The organism is Streptomyces sp. NPDC096311, assembly GCF_044763085.1.
GTDB lineage: Bacteria > Actinomycetota > Actinomycetes > Streptomycetales > Streptomycetaceae > Streptomyces.
Map to the genome: position 1 here is coordinate 15,005 of NZ_JBIWFN010000020.1, position 17,249 is coordinate 32,253.

Annotated in this window: 16 protein-coding genes; 6 read left to right on the top strand and 10 right to left on the bottom strand. The window is 69.3% G+C overall.

The annotated features are described in order from the left end of the window. Complete coding sequence (locus tag ACIRA5_RS39425) at nt 1-840, top strand: carbohydrate ABC transporter permease (RefSeq protein WP_403699306.1); 840 nt, start codon at nt 1-3, stop codon at nt 838-840. Nucleotides 841-852: 12 nt separating this feature from the next. Here the strand turns inward: ACIRA5_RS39425 and ACIRA5_RS39430 are convergent, their stop codons facing one another. Next, on the bottom strand, nt 853-1,350 hold the full coding sequence (locus ACIRA5_RS39430) for a GNAT family N-acetyltransferase (RefSeq protein WP_403699308.1): 498 nt from the start codon (nt 1,348-1,350) through the stop codon (nt 853-855). Nucleotides 1,351-1,548: 198 nt separating this feature from the next. Between ACIRA5_RS39430 and ACIRA5_RS39435 the strand changes: the two genes are divergently transcribed. Next, the gene (locus ACIRA5_RS39435) at nt 1,549-2,178 is read left to right on the top strand and encodes an XRE family transcriptional regulator (protein WP_403699633.1); all 630 of its coding nucleotides are present in this window, start codon (nt 1,549-1,551) and stop codon (nt 2,176-2,178) included. A 55-nt stretch (nt 2,179-2,233) separates the two neighbouring features. Here ACIRA5_RS39435 and ACIRA5_RS39440 read toward each other — a convergent pair whose 3' ends face one another. Beyond that, entirely contained in the window at nt 2,234-3,259 is a 1,026-nt protein-coding gene (locus ACIRA5_RS39440; protein ID WP_403699310.1) for an ATP-dependent 6-phosphofructokinase, read from the bottom strand. 218 nt (nt 3,260-3,477) lie between these two features. On the opposite strand from ACIRA5_RS39440, the gene pta reads away from it, so the two are divergent. The 3 genes from pta to pyk all read left to right on the top strand — a co-directional run bounded on the left by pta (nt 3,478) and on the right by pyk (nt 8,363). Beyond that, the gene (gene pta / locus ACIRA5_RS39445) at nt 3,478-5,556 is read left to right on the top strand and encodes a phosphate acetyltransferase (protein WP_403699312.1); all 2,079 of its coding nucleotides are present in this window, start codon (nt 3,478-3,480) and stop codon (nt 5,554-5,556) included. A 35-nt stretch (nt 5,557-5,591) separates the two neighbouring features. Then, nucleotides 5,592-6,809 carry an acetate kinase gene (locus ACIRA5_RS39450; protein ID WP_403699635.1) on the top strand — a complete coding sequence of 406 codons (1,218 nt, stop codon included), beginning with the start codon at nt 5,592-5,594 and terminating at the stop codon, nt 6,807-6,809. Between the two features lie 120 nt (nt 6,810-6,929). Continuing rightward, a complete protein-coding gene (pyk, locus tag ACIRA5_RS39455) occupies nt 6,930-8,363 on the top strand; it encodes a pyruvate kinase (protein ID WP_403699313.1) in 1,434 nt (477 codons plus the stop codon). 75 nt (nt 8,364-8,438) lie between these two features. Here pyk and ACIRA5_RS39460 read toward each other — a convergent pair whose 3' ends face one another. From ACIRA5_RS39460 to ACIRA5_RS39480, 5 genes are all read right to left on the bottom strand, one after another. Continuing rightward, entirely contained in the window at nt 8,439-8,987 is a 549-nt protein-coding gene (locus ACIRA5_RS39460; protein ID WP_403699315.1) for a hypothetical protein, read from the bottom strand. Nucleotides 8,988-9,137: 150 nt separating this feature from the next. Continuing rightward, a complete protein-coding gene (locus ACIRA5_RS39465; RefSeq protein ID WP_403699317.1) occupies nt 9,138-10,457 on the bottom strand; it encodes a hypothetical protein in 1,320 nt (439 codons plus the stop codon). Continuing rightward, nucleotides 10,447-11,070, bottom strand: coding sequence for a DUF6114 domain-containing protein (locus ACIRA5_RS39470; RefSeq protein ID WP_261688439.1), 624 nt, complete (start codon nt 11,068-11,070; stop codon nt 10,447-10,449). Before ACIRA5_RS39470 ends, ACIRA5_RS39465 begins: the two co-directional genes overlap by 11 nt. 120 nt (nt 11,071-11,190) lie before the next feature. Further along, entirely contained in the window at nt 11,191-11,823 is a 633-nt protein-coding gene (locus ACIRA5_RS39475; protein ID WP_403699319.1) for a DUF6230 family protein, read from the bottom strand. 658 nt (nt 11,824-12,481) lie between these two features. Then, complete coding sequence (locus tag ACIRA5_RS39480) at nt 12,482-13,459, bottom strand: tetratricopeptide repeat protein (protein ID WP_403699321.1); 978 nt, start codon at nt 13,457-13,459, stop codon at nt 12,482-12,484. A 278-nt stretch (nt 13,460-13,737) separates the two neighbouring features. On the opposite strand from ACIRA5_RS39480, the gene ACIRA5_RS39485 reads away from it, so the two are divergent. Further along, the gene (locus tag ACIRA5_RS39485; protein ID WP_403699322.1) at nt 13,738-14,364 is read left to right on the top strand and encodes a TetR/AcrR family transcriptional regulator; all 627 of its coding nucleotides are present in this window, start codon (nt 13,738-13,740) and stop codon (nt 14,362-14,364) included. A 156-nt stretch (nt 14,365-14,520) separates the two neighbouring features. Here the strand turns inward: ACIRA5_RS39485 and ACIRA5_RS39490 are convergent, their stop codons facing one another. The 3 genes from ACIRA5_RS39490 to ACIRA5_RS39500 form a co-directional block, all read right to left on the bottom strand. Further along, entirely contained in the window at nt 14,521-16,221 is a 1,701-nt protein-coding gene (locus ACIRA5_RS39490) for a methylmalonyl-CoA mutase (protein WP_382119393.1), read from the bottom strand. Nucleotides 16,222-16,295: 74 nt separating this feature from the next. Beyond that, a complete protein-coding gene (locus ACIRA5_RS39495) occupies nt 16,296-16,634 on the bottom strand; it encodes a DUF3817 domain-containing protein (RefSeq protein WP_095852548.1) in 339 nt (112 codons plus the stop codon). A 95-nt stretch (nt 16,635-16,729) separates the two neighbouring features. Continuing rightward, nucleotides 16,730-17,239, bottom strand: coding sequence for a MarR family winged helix-turn-helix transcriptional regulator (locus tag ACIRA5_RS39500; RefSeq protein ID WP_403699324.1), 510 nt, complete (start codon nt 17,237-17,239; stop codon nt 16,730-16,732). Nucleotides 17,240-17,249 lie beyond the last annotated feature (10 nt).

Here is a 17,249-nt window from a genome sequence, read left to right on the forward strand (position 1 = left end):
ATGCCACGCACGCTCGGCTCCCGCCGCAGCGGCCGCCGCCTGGCTGCCGACGCGGGCCTGCTGGTGGTGGCGGCCGCCTTCAGCCTCCCCCTGGCCTGGGTGGTCCTGTCCGCCCTCGACCCGCACGCGGGCCTCAGGGTGCAGGTCCCGGACGGTCTCACGCTGGACAACTTCGACGCGGTCCTGAAACCGGACATCACCTACACACCGCTGCTCAACAGCCTGATCCTGTGCGGGGGCGGGACGCTGCTCACGGTGGTGTGCGCGGCGCTGGCCGCGTATCCGCTGTCGCGGTTCCGCTCGCGACTGAACCGTCCCTTTCTCCTGACGATCCTCTTCGCGACGTGCCTGCCGATCACGGCGATCATGGTTCCGGTGTACGCGTTGTTCGTACGGGTGAACCTCATCGACACCGTGCAGGGCACGATCTTCTTCTTCGCCGCATCCCAACTCCCCTTCGCCATCTGGCTGATGAAGAACTTCATGGACGGCGTGCCGAAGGAACTGGAGGAGGCGGCGTGGACGGACGGGGCGTCGTCGCTCCAGTCCCTGGTACGGATCGTGCTGCCGCTGATGGGTCCGGGGGTGGCGGTGGTGACGGTCTTCTCGTTCGTGATGATGTGGGGGAACTTCTTCGTCCCGTTCATGCTCCTGCTGACACCGGACCAGATGCCGGCGTCCGTGAGCATCAACGACTTCTTCGGAAATCGGGGAACGGTGGTCTACGGACAGCTGGCCGCGTTCTCGGTCATCTACTCGACACCGGTGATCCTGCTGTACGTGCTGGTGGCCAGGCGACTGGGCGGGGGGTTCGCGTTGGGCGGCGCGGTCAAGGGGTGACGGCCGGGCGCCCTACCCGCCGAGGCCGAGGCCCACTCCCTCCTCAAGCTCCAGCACCCCCACCGTCTCATCCCCGCTCGTCTCTCCGGTCGGCTTGAATCCCAGCCCGAGATAGAAGCCCTCCGGGCCGCTCTCGCCGGGGTGCCAGGTGACCGTGAGACGGGTGCCGCCACGGCGCCTGATCTCGGCGGCCACGGCCTCGACCGCGAAGCGGCCGTACCCCCTGCCCTGTTCCCCGGCCGCGATGTTCAGCCGCCACAGCCCGGAGCGGAGGTCGGCGCCCGCCTCGCCCCCGTCCCAGTCGATGTCGAAGAAGGCCATCAGGAACCCGACGGTCCGCTCCCCGTCCATGACGAGGCGGGGCCAGGCGACACCAGGATGCACATACGCCTCGGCCAGCGACTTCACCACCGGCGCGACCAAATGCTCCTGATCGGCACGGACCTTCAACCCGATCGCGGTGTCGAAATTGCCGGGGGTGATCTTCTCAAGGCGCGGTGCGATCGTCATGTCTTCACCCTAGGTGACCGAATCAAGGGGCAGTGAGGGCAGAGCCGTATGTTCGTACGATCCGTGATTGTGGCCGAACAGACCGTAGTCACCACCGCCCCGGCCCCATATTTTGTGCGCGTGCAGCGACCGCAGGCCCAGCAGCCCACCCCGCCCTTCAACGCTCCGGCCGCCCGCAGACTGCGGGCTGCCCTCGGCATGGGCCCCGAGCACGTCGCGTACGGGATGAGAGCCTCCTACGGGCTGCCGTACGTCACTCCCGACCTCGTCCTGGCCTGGGAGAGAGGGACGACCACCCCCGGCGGGCCCGAACTCACGGCGCTCGCGGGCGTGTTGTGGTGCTCACCGGGTGAACTCATCGGCGCGCCACGGACGTTGCGCGAGCACCGCGTGTCACGCGGGCTGGCCCAGGAGGACGTCGCCCGTACCGTCGGCCTCGAACTCCTCGCCTACCAGCGGATGGAGGAGGCCGACGAGTGGCGCGGCAACGACCGGCAGTCGGTCGCCCTCGCCGACACCCTCGAACTGTCGCTGCGGGACTTCATCACCGTCACGGGACGCGACGGCAAGCTGGCCGACCTGTTGCGCAGCGCGGTGACCACGCGCTGGCAGGCGTACGTCCGTCCGCTCGGGAAGATGATCCCGCTGGACCGACGCCTCCTGGAGGACGTCCTCCAGGAGATGCACACGGAGTACCAGGGGCAGATGGTGGTCACGCTCAGCTGGAGCGGCGGACCGGCAGCCACCGACGCCGACGATTCCGGCCGTGACTTCCTCGACCGGATCGTCGATCACTTCTGGGCGATGGTCCAGAGAACCACGTACTGAGTCCGCTCGGACCGAGCTCGCACGACTCCAGGCCGTGCGACCCGGCCCGTACGACCTAGAACACCGACTCCGCCTCGTCCATCCGGTCCTTCGGCACCGTCTTCAGCTCCGTGACCGCCTGCGCCAGCGGCACCATCAGCACGTCCGTCCCCCGCAGCGCCGTCATCCGCCCGAAGTCACCCCGGTGCGCGGCCTCCACCGCGTGCCAGCCGAACCGCGTGGCGAGCACCCGGTCGTACGCGGTCGGGGTGCCGCCCCGCTGCACATGGCCGAGGATGACCGGCTTGGCCTCCTTGCCGAGGCGCCGCTCCAGCTCGTACGCCAGCGCCGTACCGATGCCCTGGAAGCGCTCGTGGCCGAACTGGTCGATGGCGCCGTGGCCGTAGTCCATGGTGCCCTCGACGGGGTGGGCACCCTCGGCGACGCAGATGACCGCGAACTTCTTGCCGCGGGCGAAGCGCTCCTCGACCATCGCCATCACGTTGGACGGGTCGAAGGGGCGCTCGGGCAGGCAGATCCCGTGCGCGCCGGCCGCCATGCCGGACTCCAGGGCGATCCAGCCCGCGTGCCGGCCCATGACCTCGACGACCATCACACGCTGGTGGGACTCGGCCGTGGTCTTCAGGCGGTCCATGGCCTCCGTGGCCACACCCACCGCCGTGTCGAAGCCGAAGGTCCGGTCGGTCGACGAGATGTCGTTGTCGATCGTCTTGGGGACACCGACCACCGGCAGCCCCGCGTCCGACAGCATCCGGGCGGCCGTCAGCGTGCCCTCGCCGCCGATCGGGATCAGCACGTCGATGCCGAACTCGCGGGCCATGTCCTGCGCGTTCTCGCAGGCCTCGCGGAGCCGGTCGCGCTGCAGTCGCGAGGAGCCGAGAATCGTGCCGCCGCGGGCGAGGATGCCGCTGACCGCGTTGAGGTCGAGGGTGCGGTAGCGGCCGTCGAGCAAGCCCGCGTAGCCGTCCTCGAAGCCGATGACCTCGTCCCCGAAATTGGTGACCGCTCGGTGCACGACCGACCGGATCACGGCGTTCAGGCCCGGGCAGTCGCCGCCTGCGGTGAGAACTCCGATACGCATCGTGCTGTGTCTCCTGCTCGCTGCTGGTACGTGTGAGCCGGTCCGATTGTTTCATGAGACGAAGGGCACCGACGATTCCCTCCTTCCCACCAGGACGTTTGTCCTGGCGGGCGCCCTAGCTACCCTCAGAGGTATTGTCAAGAGGGTTCCGCTCACCCCAGTGGGCCATTTTTCCGAGCCCCGAAACCACCCAGCGCCGCAACGGATGGAGAGCACGCGTGACCCGCAGCGTCTACGTGACCGGGATCGACCGCGGCGACGGCCGCCAGGTCGTCGAGCTGGGGGTCATGGAGCTCCTGACTCGCCAGGTCGACCGGGTGGGCGTCTTCCGTCCACTCGTCCACGACGGCCCGGACCGGCTCTTCGAGCTGCTGCGCGCCCGCTACCGGCTGACCCAGGACCCGGCGAGCGTGTACGGCATGGACTACCACGAGGCGTCCACGCTCCAGGCCGAGCAGGGCGCGGACGAACTGGTCTCCTCCCTCGTCGACCGGTTCCACCTCGTCGCCCGCGACTACGAAGTCGTCCTCGTCCTGGGCACCGACTACGCCGACACCCAGTTCCCGGACGAGCTGGCGCTGAACGCACGGCTCGCGAACGAGTTCGGCGCCTCCGTGATCCCCGTGGTCGGCGGACGCGGGCAGACCGCCGAGTCCGTGCGCGCCGAGACACGCAACGCCTACCGCGCGTACGACGGTCTGGGCTGCGACGTCCTCGCCATGGTCGTGAACCGGGTGGCGCCGGCCGACCGCGCCGACATCAGCGAGCGGATCGACCACCGTCTGCCCGTCCCCTGTTACGTGCTGCCCGACGAGCCCGCCCTCTCCGCGCCCACCGTCGCGCAGATCACCCACGCCCTCGGCGGCACGGTGCTCCTCGGCGACGACGCGGGCCTCGCCCGGGACGCGCTCGACTTCGTCTTCGGCGGCGCCATGCTGCCGAACTTCCTGAACGCCCTGACCCCGGGATGCCTCGTGGTCACCCCGGGCGATCGCGCCGACCTGGTCGTGGGCTCGCTCGCCGCGCACAGCGCCGGCACCCCGCCCATAGCCGGCGTGCTCCTCACCCTGAACGAGCGGCCCAGCGCCGAGGTCCTCACCCTCGCCGCCCGTCTCGCCCCCGGCACCCCGGTGATCTCGGTGGCCGGCAACTCCTTCCCCACCGCGGCCGAACTCTTCTCCCTGGAGGGGAAGTTGAACGCCGCCACCCCCCGCAAGGCGGAGACCGCCCTCGGCCTCTTCGAGCGGTACGTCGACACCAGCGATCTCCTCAGGCGCGTCTCCGCGCCGAGCAGCGACCGCCTCACCCCGATGATGTTCGAGCACAAGCTCCTCGAACAGGCCCGCTCCGACAAGCGCCGCGTCGTGCTCCCCGAGGGCACCGAGGCCCGCGTCCTGCACGCCGCGGAGGTGCTGCTGCGCCGGGGGGTGTGCGACCTGACGCTGCTCGGTCCGGTCGACCAGATCCGCAAGAAGGCCGCCGACCTCGGCATCGACCTCGGCGGCACCCAGCTGATCGACCCGGTCACCTCCGAGCTGCGCGAGCGCTTCGCCGAGAAGTACGCCGCCCTGCGCGCCCACAAGGGCGTCACCGTCGAGCTGGCCTACGACGTCGTCGCCGACGTGAACTACTTCGGGACGCTGATGGTGCAGGAGGGACTCGCCGACGGCATGGTCTCCGGCTCCGTGCACTCCACCGCCGCGACCATCCGGCCCGCCTTCGAGATCATCAAGACCAAGCCGGACACCAAGATCGTCTCGTCCGTCTTCTTCATGTGCCTCGCCGACAAGGTCCTGGTCTACGGCGACTGCGCGGTGAACCCCGACCCGAACGCCGAGCAGCTCTGCGACATCGCCATCCAGTCGGCCGTCACCGCCGAACAGTTCGGCGTCGAGCCCCGGATCGCGATGCTGTCGTACTCGACGGGGACGTCCGGGTCGGGCGCCGACGTCGACAAGGTGCGCGAGGCCACCGACCTGGTGCGGCTGCGCCGCGACGACCTGAAGATCGAGGGGCCGATCCAGTACGACGCCGCGGTCGAGCCGACCGTCGCGGCGACCAAGCTGCCGGACTCGGAGGTCGCCGGGCAGGCGTCCGTGCTGATCTTCCCCGACCTGAACACCGGCAACAACACCTACAAGGCCGTACAGCGCTCGGCCGGCGCGATCGCCGTCGGCCCGGTCCTGCAGGGCCTGCGCAAGCCCGTCAACGACCTGTCCCGCGGGGCGCTGGTACAGGACATTGTCAACACGGTCGTGATCACGGCGATCCAGGCCCAGACTTCGAGCAGGGCATGACCACCACCATCCTCGACCCAGAAGGCACCCCCGCAGTGACCGCCACCCGCGTCCTCGTCCTCAACTCCGGCTCCTCGTCGGTGAAGTACCAGCTGCTCGACATGCGCGACAGCAGCCGTCTCGCCATGGGTCTCGTCGAGCGCATCGGCGAGGGCACCTCCCGGCTGAAGCACACGGCGCTCACCACGGGCGAGACCCGCGAGACGACCGGCGCCATCGCCGACCACGCCGCCGCGCTCAAGGCCCTCGCCGAGGAGCTGGCCAAGGACGGCCTCGGCCTCGACTCCCCCGAGCTGGCCGCGATCGGCCACCGGGTGGTGCACGGCGGACAGCAGTTCACCGCGCCCACGGTCATCGACGAGGCCGTGCTCGCCGAGATCGAGCGGCTGATCCCGGTCGCCCCGCTGCACAACCCGGCGAACCTGATCGGTATCCGTACGGCCCAGGCGCTGCGCCCCGACCTGCCCCAGGTCGCCGTCTTCGACACCGCCTTCCACACGACGATGCCGGAGTCGGCGGCGCGCTACGCGATCGACGTGAAGACCGCCGACGAGTACCGCATCCGGCGCTACGGCTTCCACGGCACCTCGCACGCGTATGTGTCCCGGGCGACGGCCGAGCTCCTGGGCAAGGCCCCCGAGGACGTGAACGTCATCGTGCTGCACCTCGGCAACGGCGCGTCCGCCTCCGCCGTACGGGGCGGCCGCTGCGTGGACACCTCCATGGGGCTCACGCCGCTGGAGGGACTGGTCATGGGCACGCGGTCGGGCGACATGGACCCCGCGGTCATCTTCCATTTGATGCGCGTTGGCGGGATGTCCACGGACGAGATCGACACTTTGCTGAACAAGAAGAGCGGCCTGATCGGTCTGTGCGGCGACAACGACATGCGGGAGATCCGTCGCCGTGTCGACGAGGGTGACGAGCAGGCGCGGCTCGCCTTCGACATCTACATCCACCGCCTGAAGAAGTACATCGGCGCCTACTACGCGGTACTGGGCCGGGTGGACGCGATCGCCTTCACCGCCGGAGTGGGCGAGAACGCCGCTCCGGTGCGCGAGGCCGCGGTGGCCGGCCTGGAGGAACTCGGCCTGGCGGTCGACGCCAACCTGAACGCGGCTCGAGGGGACGGGCCCAGACTCGTCTCCCCCGAGGGCGCACGGGTCGCGGTCGCCGTGGTGCCGACCGACGAGGAACTGGAGATCGCCACGCAGACCTACGCACTCGTGGGCGCGTCCCACGACCTCGTCTGAGCGGCACCACGCCACCTCGAACGGGGGGCAGGTGCCACCTCAGCTGAGCGGCAGCGCGCCCCTTTGTATCTTCCGCCAGACGGAATATTCCGTAGCGAAACAAACCGATAGGATCGCCCTATGCGCCGTTCGAAAATCGTCTGTACTCTCGGCCCCGCGGTCGACTCCCACGAGCAGCTCGTCGCGCTGATCGAAGCCGGCATGAACGTGGCCCGCTTCAACTTCAGCCACGGCACGCAGGCCGAGCACCAGAGCCGCTACGACCGGGTCCGGGCCGCCGCGGCCGAGACCGGCAAGGCCATCGGTGTCCTCGCCGACCTTCAGGGCCCGAAGATCCGTCTGGAGACCTTCGCCGAGGGTCCCGTCGAGCTGGTGCGCGGTGACGAGTTCACCATCACCATCGAGGACGTGCCCGGCGACAAGCACATCTGCGGCACGACCTACAAGGGCCTGCCCGGTGACGTCTCCAAGGGCGACCCGGTCCTCATCAACGACGGCAACGTCGAGCTGAAGGTCGTCGAGGTCGACGGTTCCCGCGTCAAGACGGTCGTCATCGAGGGCGGTGTGATCTCGGACCACAAGGGCATCAACCTGCCCGGCACGGCCGTGAACGTGCCGGCGCTGTCCGAGAAGGACGTCGAGGACCTGCGGTTCGCGCTGCGGATGGGCTGCGACATGGTCGCCCTGTCCTTCGTGCGTGACGCAGGCGACGTGAACGACGTCCACAAGGTGATGGACGAGGAGGGCCGCCGGGTCCCCGTCATCGCCAAGGTCGAGAAGCCGCAGGCGGTCGAGAACATGGAGGCCGTCGTCGCGGCGTTCGACGCCGTCATGGTGGCCCGTGGCGACCTGGCCGTCGAGTACCCGCTCGAGAAGGTCCCGATGGTGCAGAAGCGCCTCGTGGAGCTGTGCCGCCGCAACGCCAAGCCGGTGATCGTCGCGACCCAGATGATGGAGTCGATGATCACCAACTCCCGCCCGACCCGCGCCGAGGCCTCCGACGTCGCCAACGCGATCCTCGACGGCGCCGACGCGGTCATGCTCTCGGCCGAGTCGAGCGTGGGCGCGTACCCCATCGAGACGGTCAAGACGATGTCGAAGATCGTCGTGGCGGCCGAGGAAGAGCTCCTCTCCAAGGGTCTGCAGCCCCTGGTCCCCGGCAAGAAGCCGCGCACGCAGGGTGGTTCGGTCGCCCGTGCCGCCTGCGAGATCGCCGACTTCCTCGGCGGCAAGGGCCTGGTCGCCTTCACCAAGTCCGGTGACACCGCCCGCCGGCTCTCCCGCTATCGCGCGGCCCAGCCGATCCTGGCCTTCACCACCGACGAGGGCACCCGCAACCAGCTCGCGCTGAGCTGGGGCGTCGAGTCGCATGTCGTGCCGTTCGTGAAGAGCACCGACGAGATGGTCGACCTCGTCGACCACGAGCTCCAGAAGCTCAAGCGGTTCAACGACGGCGACATCGTCGTGATGACCGCCGGCTCGCCTCCCGGCGTCCCCGGCACCACCAACATGGTCCGGGTGCACCACCTGGGCGAGAGCGGCCGCACCGCCTGACCCGCGGCCCCGTACGCCACTGAGGGCGCCTCCTGTGACAGGGGGCGCCCTCGGTGTTCGACGATCACAGGCGGTTTACGGCAGCGCGCCGGCCAACCGCTGATACGCCTCGAACTCGCCCCACCGCGGGTGATCCGCAAGGAGCGGGGCCAGAGCGCGCGGGGGCGCGAGCAGCTGCCGGATCATCCGGAGCGAGCGCGTCTGCGCAGGCTCCAGCTCACGCCACCGCGGGGCGAGCTCGGCTGCCTCCCCCGGGCTCATCGGCATGGCGTCCAGCGCTCGTTCGAGCACGGGGCCGGGATCGAACAGGGGGACGTCCGCACGCGGCCCCACCCTCTCCAGCAGCCAGGACCTGAGCCACAGGTCGCGCAACAGCCATTCGTTGCGCTGCGTGCCGGTCGCGCGCTCGGCGGCCGCCAGCAGGGCCGGCCAGGCCTCGGCGATCGCCCGCCACTGCTCGTGCCTCACCCCGGCCGGGTCCGCCTGGATGCGGGCCGCGAACTGCTGGGCAGCGGCCATCCACTGGCTCACGTCCCCGTGGGCGGCGTCCGTGCCCGCCGCCGACCAACGACGCGCGTGCGCGTCCAGGTCGAGCCGGCCCAGCCCGTCGAAGAGGCCACTCATCAGCACATCACCCCCGCTGCCGCACACGTTTCCCTGCCGAGCTGTTCCGTTCCGCTCCGGTCAGGACTGTGGCCCGGCTCTCCGCGTGAGCGGAGGAACCGGGCCACCGTCCTGTGCGGCTCCCGAACGGGTCTTGGTCGTGACCGGCCGTCAGCCGGTCTCGTACTGGTGCAGCCCGGGGATGGTCAGCGTGCCGCCGAACTGACCGGCCTGGACGACCTTCACCTTGGTGAAGTAGATCAGCGGTATGTTCAGCGGCGGCGGGTTGTCCGGGCTGAACGTGATCGGGATCAGGCCGAGCAGGTTGCCGGAGATGCTTTCGGTGTACATCACCGTCTTGCCGTTACGGATGGTGGACGTCGTACCGCTGCCGGCCTGCACGTGGTACGTCTTGCCGGACTGCTTGTCGTTCACCGTCTGGTGCAGGTCACCGATGTCGGTGCCGTCGGAGATGACGTACTTCAGGACCTTCTTGACGGTGCCGTTGGCGGTCTTCACCTTCACGATGCCCTGGTAGTCCGCGCCCTTGAGGAGCAGCGAACTGGCGTTCAGGTACCAGGGGTCGTCGGGCAGGGTCACCGGGTTGTCGACGCCGCCCTCGGCGTCGGTGGCGACCGGGCAGTCCGCCGCGTCGGTGGTGGAGCTCGCGGACGGGCTGGGGGACGAGGTGACCGCGTCGGTCGTGTCCTTGACCGCCTTGGTGGTGTCCTCGACCGCCTTGGTGGCCGTGTCGGTCGTGTCCTTCACGGTGTTCTTGACCGTGTCGGCGACCTTGCCGGTGGTGTCCTTGAGCGTGTCGGACGTGGTCTTGTCGCCGGTGTCCTTGGTCGCGCTCGCCGAGGCGGACGCGGAAGCCGACGGCGTGGGGCTAGCGGTGGCGCTCGACGTGGAGTCGCTGCCGCCGGTGAAGATGCCCGTGATCGCGTCGCCGATGGTGCCCAGCAGGTCGCCCCCGCTGCTCGCGGAGGCCGACGGGGTCGCCGTCGAAGCGCTGCCACCGCCACTGCTCTGCGCCGACTTGCTCGCGGACGGCGTCGGCGTGGACCCGGCCTTGTCGTCGGAACCTGAATCCGACGAAGAGGTCTTGTCCGGCGACGAGGACGTGCTGGCCGAGGGGGTCGGCGTGGGCTTGTCGGCGGACGCGGAGGCGCTCGCCGAGGAAGAGGAGGACGCCGAAGCGGAGGGGGTCGGGCTGGCCGACGTGTCCTTGCCGTCCACGGCCTCGACGCACTTCTGGTACTCGTCTGCGGTCAGGCTCTTGGCGGGCGAGTGGTCGTCGGCCCGGGCGAGTGTCGGCGTGAACCCCATCCCCATGAGAACCGCGGTCGGCATCGCCGCGATGGCGACGGCCTTGCCCGCGGGCACGTGGAACCTGGTGAACAGCGGCTTCCTCGGGGCCGCGTGGCGCGGCCCGGTTCTCACCCGGGACTCGTCCACCTCGGTCCCGCGGGTCACCTCGTCAGCCGGCACTGTGCCTCCCGTTCGCCCCGTGAGCGGAGCTCATTCCTGACAGGTCCCTCGGCTCGCCCGACTCGTCGGCGACCGCGGGGCCCGCGCTGTCGGCACCGTGCTGGATGCCCGTGGACTCCGGGCTCTGCGGCAGGTGCGGGGTGTTCGGGGTGGTGTCGGGGGCGCCCGGGGCGCCGCCCTCGCTCTTGTGCACCGGCGCGCGCTGCTCCTCGCCGGGCTCTCCGGGAACCCAGGAGACCGCCATCGCGCCGCCGGTCATGGCGAAGAGGAAGCCGATGAGGAAGCCACCGAGGTTGGACACCGGGATGGAGACCAGCGCGAGCAGGATCGCCGCGACTCCGGCGAAGGTCCGTACGTGCTTCTGGAACCAGAGACTGATGCCCAGGACCCAGAGCAGCACGCCGATGATCAGGGAGCCGGCGCCGGCGGTGGTGGACATCGCCAGCGTCAGATGGCCGATCTGGAGGTTCGCATACGGGAAGTAGGCGATGGGGAAGCCGCCGAGCAGGATGAACAAGCCGGCCCAGAACGGGCGGTCGCCCCTCCAGGTACGGAAGTTCCGCCGGAAGACTTGGAGATAGTGCTCGCTCTGCCCGGGTGACTCGGCGCTCATGGAAACGGCTCCCTGGAACGGCTTTACTGTGTGGCGTACGCGCTTGAGTAGTTCACGTACTGCGGGAAAAGGTGGGGCGGGCGGGGCAGCTGCCGGCTCCCCCGCCCGCCCCTGGAGTGCCTAGTAGCACTCCTTGACGCCCTTGGACAGCGACATCTTCAGGCCGCTGAGCTTGAACGTACCGGCGGTGGTCGCCCACGCCGTCTGCTTCACATCAGTCAGGTCGGCCGAGTCGGCCTGCTGGGCGAATCCGTAGGGGTTCGCCTGGTCACCCTTGCCAATGCCCGGACCCTTGCTGGCGTCCTTGGCCGCAACACCGATGTCGATGTTGTGGAACACCGCGTCGGCCTGCAGGTCCTCGACGTCGATGTACAGGTTCTCGGCCTGTACCGGCGTGCCACCGCCGCCCGCCTTCAGGACCAGACTGACCGATCCGAGCAGCGGGATGTTCGGGGTGACCACGGACTGGCACATGTTGGTGATCGACGCGGACTTGAACGCCGAGACCGCGACGGGGTGAGCCGTCTTCTGGCCGTCGAGGGTGTACCCCGAGTCGATGGCTCCGTACTGCGAGAAGCCTTCACCGTGGAGCGAGTCCGCCGTCACCTTGAACGACTGACCCGACACACTGAACGACGCGGCGAGAGCGCCCTGCGCGAGGGCGACACCTATCGCTGCCGTGGCGGCCACGCTGGGCACCATCACGACCGCGAACCGCTTCCATCTGGTCCCGCCACGCACCTGGGACTCCATATTTCCTCCTTCTCGGACGTACATCTCCTGGCCCTGACTGACCCATGTCGGCGGCTCAGCCGGGCAGGGATGGGAGAAGTGCTACGTCCTCGGGAAGGAGAGCGCCCGTACTCGTCGAGCGCCAACTGCGCCCGACATCACCGGCGATCACCCCCGAGCGACAACCACTGGTCGCGCCTGACACGCATCACGCACAACCTGCTGGACAGGCTCCGCCGAACGGCAGAGACCCCCCTGTCCAAGGGCCGGCGCCACTGCCGCCGCCCCTACTCGGTGGGGACCCAGAAAACCCCTTGACCCGATTGGCTGTCGGGGTAGGGGGAATGGACCGAGCGTCGCCGATCGTGGTGCATTCTGGCCGCCCGCACAAGGGGGTTCGTTACTGGCTAGTAACGGCCGGATAACCGAACAACGACCCGGCGGTATCGGTCGGCAACTCTGGGTGGCACCAAGGGTGACGTCAAAACAGTTGATCCGCGGACAGAATCCGACAGAACAACGCCCCTGACTTACTCCCAGTAACAGCGGCCGCGTTTACCAAGTTTTGGTAAAGCGCGGCCACCTGCCGCTCTCTCGGCAAATCTTTCACCTGGGCAACACAGGCCCTGGCGTTTAGGAACAGGTCAGCACACCGGGCGGAACCCGGTCCCGGAGTCGATCAGAACAGCGCCCGCGCCAGCGCCCGGCGCGCCGCGATCACCCGCGGATCGTCGCCGCCCACGACCTCGAAGAGCTCCAACAGCCTCAGCCGTACGGCATCCCGGTCGTCGCCCGCCGTGCGCTGCACCGTGTCGATGAGCCGCCCGAACGCGTCTTCGACGTGCCCGCCCACCAGGTCGAGGTCCGCGGCAGCGATCTGCGCCGGTACGTCCTTGGGCTTCTCGGCGGCGTCCTTGCGCACCTGGAGCGGGTCGGCGCCCTGCACGCGCTGCAGCAACTCGGCCTGCGCGAGGCCGAGCCTGGCCTCCGTGTTGCCAGGGTCGTCGCTCAGCACGTTCTTGTACGCCTGTACGGCGCCGCCGAAGTCACCCGCGTCCAGGGCCTGCACAGCGGCCTCCAGGAGCGCGTCGTAGGGCCCTGCCGGCACCTCGTGCACCGCCGGTGCGCTGTCGGGCTCGGCGTCGGGGTCGACCGTCAGGCCGGTCAGGCCGAAGCGCTGCTCGGCGACCTCGACGAGCTGGTCGAGGGTCCCGCGGATCTGCGCCTCTCCCGCCGCACCCTGGAAGAGCGGCAGCGCCTGCCCCGCCACGACGGCGAACACGGCCGGGATCCCCTGGATCCCGAACTGCTGCATCAACATCTGGTTGGCGTCGACGTCGATCTTGGCAAGGACGAAGCGTCCGTTGTACTCGACGGCCAGCCGTTCGAGTACCGGGCTCAACTGCTTGCAGGGCTCGCACCACTCGGCCCAGAAGTCGATGACGACCGGAACCTCGGTGGACCGCTGAAGGACATCGTGCTCGAATCCCGCCTCGTCGACATCGATGACGAGGCCTGCGGGAGACACGGCCCCGCCTCCGCCGCCCTGCCTGGCCGCTTCGGCGCGCGCCTGCTCCGCCTTCGCCTTGGCCTCCTGGGCCGCCTTCACCGCGGCGAGGTCGACGACTCCGCTCATGGACATGTTCCGTGGCTGCATGAGTACATCCTCCCCCTTCCTCGCGCACGTGTGAAAAGCGCTGTGAAAGCCGGGCCGCTTTACGACGCGACCCGACTCGATCCGTGCTGTCGGGCGCCGGGTCCCCACCTGGCGCCCATGGTTGTCGCCCGCCCACGAGTCACCGTGTACGAGCTTTCGCTACGGCTCGTAGCGTAACTGTCCCGCGGCTCCCCTGTCCGCCATACACCGGTGATCTCCCTCACGACTTCACACAACCGCCTGATTTGGCCGGCCGGGGCGGCGGATAAGGTCCTGACATGCACAGTCGCGCCACCACCCCCCGCACGGGACGCCCGCGCAGCGCTGCCGCGGACGCCGCGATCCTGCAGGCGACGCGCGCGGCGCTGGTCGAACTGGGCTGGTCCAAGCTGACGTTGGGGGACGTGGCGAGCCGGGCCGGGGTCGCCAAGACGACCCTCTACCGCCGCTGGGCGGGCAAGAACGAGCTCGTGGTCGACGCGGTGGCCGTCCTCTTCGACGAACTGGAGCTCCCCGACCGGGGGAGCCTCGCCGCCGACATCGAGGGCGTGGTGCTCCAGTTCGCGGCGCTCCTGAACCGGCCCGAGACCGCGACGGCCCTGATGGCGGTGGTGGCCGAGTCGACCCGTGACGAGCCGCTGCGCGAACGCATCCGTACGTCCATCGTCGACCGTCAGAAGCGGCTCGTCGTGGAGGGGCGGGCCCGGGCCACCGCGCGCGGCGAACTCCCTCCGGAGTCCGACCCCGAGGTCGCCGCGCGTACGGCGGACCTCATCTTCGACGTGGTCGCGGGGGCGGTGGTGCATCGCACACTCGTCAGCGCGGAGCCGGCGGACGAGGAGTGGGTCCGCGCGTTCACCCAAATGCTCCTCCTGGGCCTGACCGGCACGACACCCACCACCTGACCCAAGCGGGCCGGGGTGGGTGGGCCACGGTCACCGACCCCGCCCTCAAACACCGGCCGGCCCAAGGCCTTTGGGGGCGCGGGGAACCGCGCGCCCCGCCCCACGCACCCGCGGTCGAAGAAGGGCGCCCGGGGTCTGGGGCTGAGCCCCTGGAGGTCAGAAGCCCGCCGGTTCCGTGTACACCCCCCACTCGTCCCGGAGCACGTCACAGATCTCGCCGAGCGTGGCCTCGGCCCGCACCGCCTCCAGCATGGGCACGATCATGTTCGACCCGTCCCGCGCAGCGGCGAGCATCGCGTCCAGCGAGGCCCGTACGCGCGCGTCGTCGCGCCCACCCCGCCGCACCCCCAACTCCCGTACCTGCTCCCGCTCCACTTCGTGACTGACCCGCAGGATCTCCAGATCCCCGGTCACGGACCCGTGGTGGACGTTCACGCCCACCACCCGCTTGTCACCCTTCTCCAACGCCCGCTGGTACTGGAAGGCCGACTCGGCGATCTCCCCGGTGAACCAGCCGTCCTCGATGCCCCGGAGGATGCCGGAGGTGATGGGACCGATCGGGTGCTGCCCGTCGGGATGCGCCCGCAGCCCCCGCTCCTTGATCTGCTCGAAGATCTTCTCCGCGTCGGCCTCGATCCGGTCGGTGAGCTGCTCGACGTACCAGGAACCGCCCAGCGGGTCGGCGACGTTGGCGACGCCCGTCTCCTCCATCAGCACCTGCTGCGTCCGCAGGGCGATCTCGGCGGCCTGCTCGGACGGCAGCGCGAGCGTCTCGTCCAGCGCGTTGGTGTGGAGGGAGTTCGTGCCGCCCAGAACGGCCGCGAGCGCCTCCACCGCCGTACGGACGACGTTGTTGTAGGGCTGCTGCGCCGTCAGCGAGACACCCGCGGTCTGCGTGTGGAAGCGCAGCCACTGCGCCTTCTCCGACTTCGCCCCGTACACGTCCCGCATCCACCGCGCCCAGATCCGCCGCGCCGCCCGGAACTTGGCGATCTCCTCGAAGAAGTCGAGGTGCGCGTCGAAGAAGAAGGAGAGGCCGGGGGCGAAGACGTCCACGTCGAGGCCGCGCGAGAGCCCCAGCTCGACGTAGCCGAACCCGTCCGCCAGTGTGTACGCCAGCTCCTGCGCGGCCGTGGAGCCGGCCTCCCGGATGTGGTAGCCGGAGACGGACAGCGGCTTGTACGCGGGGATCTTCGCGGCGCAGTGCTCCATCAGGTCGCCGATGAGGCGCAGGTGCGGCTCGGGCTGGAAGAGCCATTCCTTCTGGGCGATGTACTCCTTGAAGATGTCGGTCTGGAGGGTGCCGTTCAGGACGGACGGGTCGATCCCCTGCCGTTCCGCCGCGACCAGGTACATGCAGAAAACGGGTACGGCCGGTCCGCTGATCGTCATCGACGTCGTGACGTCACCCAGCGGGATGTCCTTGAACAGGACCTCCATGTCGGCCGCCGAGTCGATCGCGACCCCACAGTGCCCGACCTCGCCGAGGGAGCGCGGATCGTCGGAGTCGCGCCCCATGAGCGTCGGCATGTCGAAGGCGACCGACAGTCCGCCGCCGCCCGCGGCGAGGATCATCTTGTAGCGCTCGTTCGTCTGCTCCGCGTTCCCGAACCCGGCGAACTGTCGGATCGTCCACGTACGCCCTCGGTAGCCGGTCGGGTACAGGCCGCGGGTGAAGGGGTACTCGCCGGGCCAGCCGATCCGCTCGAAGCCGTCGTACCTGTCCCCCGGCCGTGGCCCGTACACCGGCTCCACCGGGTCACCGGAGAGCGTGGTGAAGTCGGCCTCACGCTTGCGCGAGGTGTCGTACCGGGCCTGCCAGCGGCGGCGGCCCTCTTCGATGGCGTCAGCGTCCATGCTTCGAATTTACTAGGACGTCCTAGTAAATGTCGATGGGGAACCGCCACGGACCACTCCCGTGGCGGTAAGGGTTACGCCTTGACGACCGCCGGAGAGTCCTCCGCGATCTTCGACTCCAGCTCCTGGGTGACCTTCCGCTCCACGAAGAACGCGGCCGTCGGAATGGTCCCCGCGAGCAGCACCCACAGCTGCTTGCCCACCGGCCACTTCGCCTTGGCGCCCAGGTCGAAGGCGAAGACCAGGTAGACGACGTACAGCCAGCCGTGCGCGATGGCGACGACGCGGGTGAAGTCCACGGCACCGTTCATGTCGAGCACGTACTTGGCGATCACACCGAGGGTCAGCAGGACCAGCAGCACACCGGTGACGTAGGCCATCACGCGGTAGCGGGTCAGCACGCTCTTCTTCATGGGGATGAGCGTAACGACCCCTTTTGCGCGATCTACGAGCACCCCCGCCCCGGCGCGCCCGGGTACCTCTGCTCGCCTCTTTCCCTGTTCCTCGTCTAGTCCTCGTCGAAGTCGCTCGCGGCGATGCGCAGGGGCCGCAGCATCGCGAAGATCTCCGCGCACTCCTCGGAGTCGTAGGCCCCGAGCCCGAAGTCCATCGCCATCAGGTCGCGGGTCGCCGCGTCGCAGGCCTCACGGCCCTTCTCGGTGATGGAGGCGAGCGTGCCGCGCCCGTCGTTGGGGTTGGGCCGCTTGTCGACGAGCCCGGACTTCACCAGCCGGTCCACGGTGTTCGTGACGGAGGTCGGGTGCACCATGAGGCGCTCTCCGATCTTGGACATCGGGAGCTCGCCGGCCTTGGAGAAGGTGAGCAGGACCAGTGCCTCGTAGCGCGCGAAGGTGAGCCCGTACGGCTTGACGACCGCGTCGACCTCGGCGAGCAGGATCTGGTGCGCGCGCATGATCGAGGTGATCGCGGCCATGGACGGCACGGATCCCCAGCGCTGCTTCCAGAGTTCGTCGGCGCGGGCGATGGGATCGAAGGCAAGGCTGAGCGGCTTCGGCACGGCATAAGAC

Excerpts from the sequence above, each read along its gene's own strand:
- ACIRA5_RS39425 (WP_403699306.1), top strand. The coding sequence starts at position 1 with ATGCCACGCACGCTCGGCTCCCGCCGCAGCGGCCGCCGCCTGGCTGCC.
- ACIRA5_RS39430 (WP_403699308.1), bottom strand. The coding sequence starts at position 1,350 with ATGACGATCGCACCGCGCCTTGAGAAGATCACCCCCGGCAATTTCGAC.
- ACIRA5_RS39435 (WP_403699633.1), top strand. The coding sequence starts at position 1,549 with ATGGGCCCCGAGCACGTCGCGTACGGGATGAGAGCCTCCTACGGGCTG.
- ACIRA5_RS39440 (WP_403699310.1), bottom strand. The coding sequence starts at position 3,259 with ATGCGTATCGGAGTTCTCACCGCAGGCGGCGACTGCCCGGGCCTGAAC.
- pyk (WP_403699313.1), top strand. The coding sequence starts at position 6,930 with ATGCGCCGTTCGAAAATCGTCTGTACTCTCGGCCCCGCGGTCGACTCC.
- ACIRA5_RS39460 (WP_403699315.1), bottom strand. The coding sequence starts at position 8,987 with ATGAGTGGCCTCTTCGACGGGCTGGGCCGGCTCGACCTGGACGCGCAC.
- ACIRA5_RS39470 (WP_261688439.1), bottom strand. The coding sequence starts at position 11,070 with ATGAGCGCCGAGTCACCCGGGCAGAGCGAGCACTATCTCCAAGTCTTC.
- ACIRA5_RS39475 (WP_403699319.1), bottom strand. The coding sequence starts at position 11,823 with ATGGAGTCCCAGGTGCGTGGCGGGACCAGATGGAAGCGGTTCGCGGTC.
- ACIRA5_RS39480 (WP_403699321.1), bottom strand. The coding sequence starts at position 13,459 with ATGCAGCCACGGAACATGTCCATGAGCGGAGTCGTCGACCTCGCCGCG.
- ACIRA5_RS39485 (WP_403699322.1), top strand. The coding sequence starts at position 13,738 with ATGCACAGTCGCGCCACCACCCCCCGCACGGGACGCCCGCGCAGCGCT.
- ACIRA5_RS39490 (WP_382119393.1), bottom strand. The coding sequence starts at position 16,221 with ATGGACGCTGACGCCATCGAAGAGGGCCGCCGCCGCTGGCAGGCCCGG.
- ACIRA5_RS39495 (WP_095852548.1), bottom strand. The coding sequence starts at position 16,634 with ATGAAGAAGAGCGTGCTGACCCGCTACCGCGTGATGGCCTACGTCACC.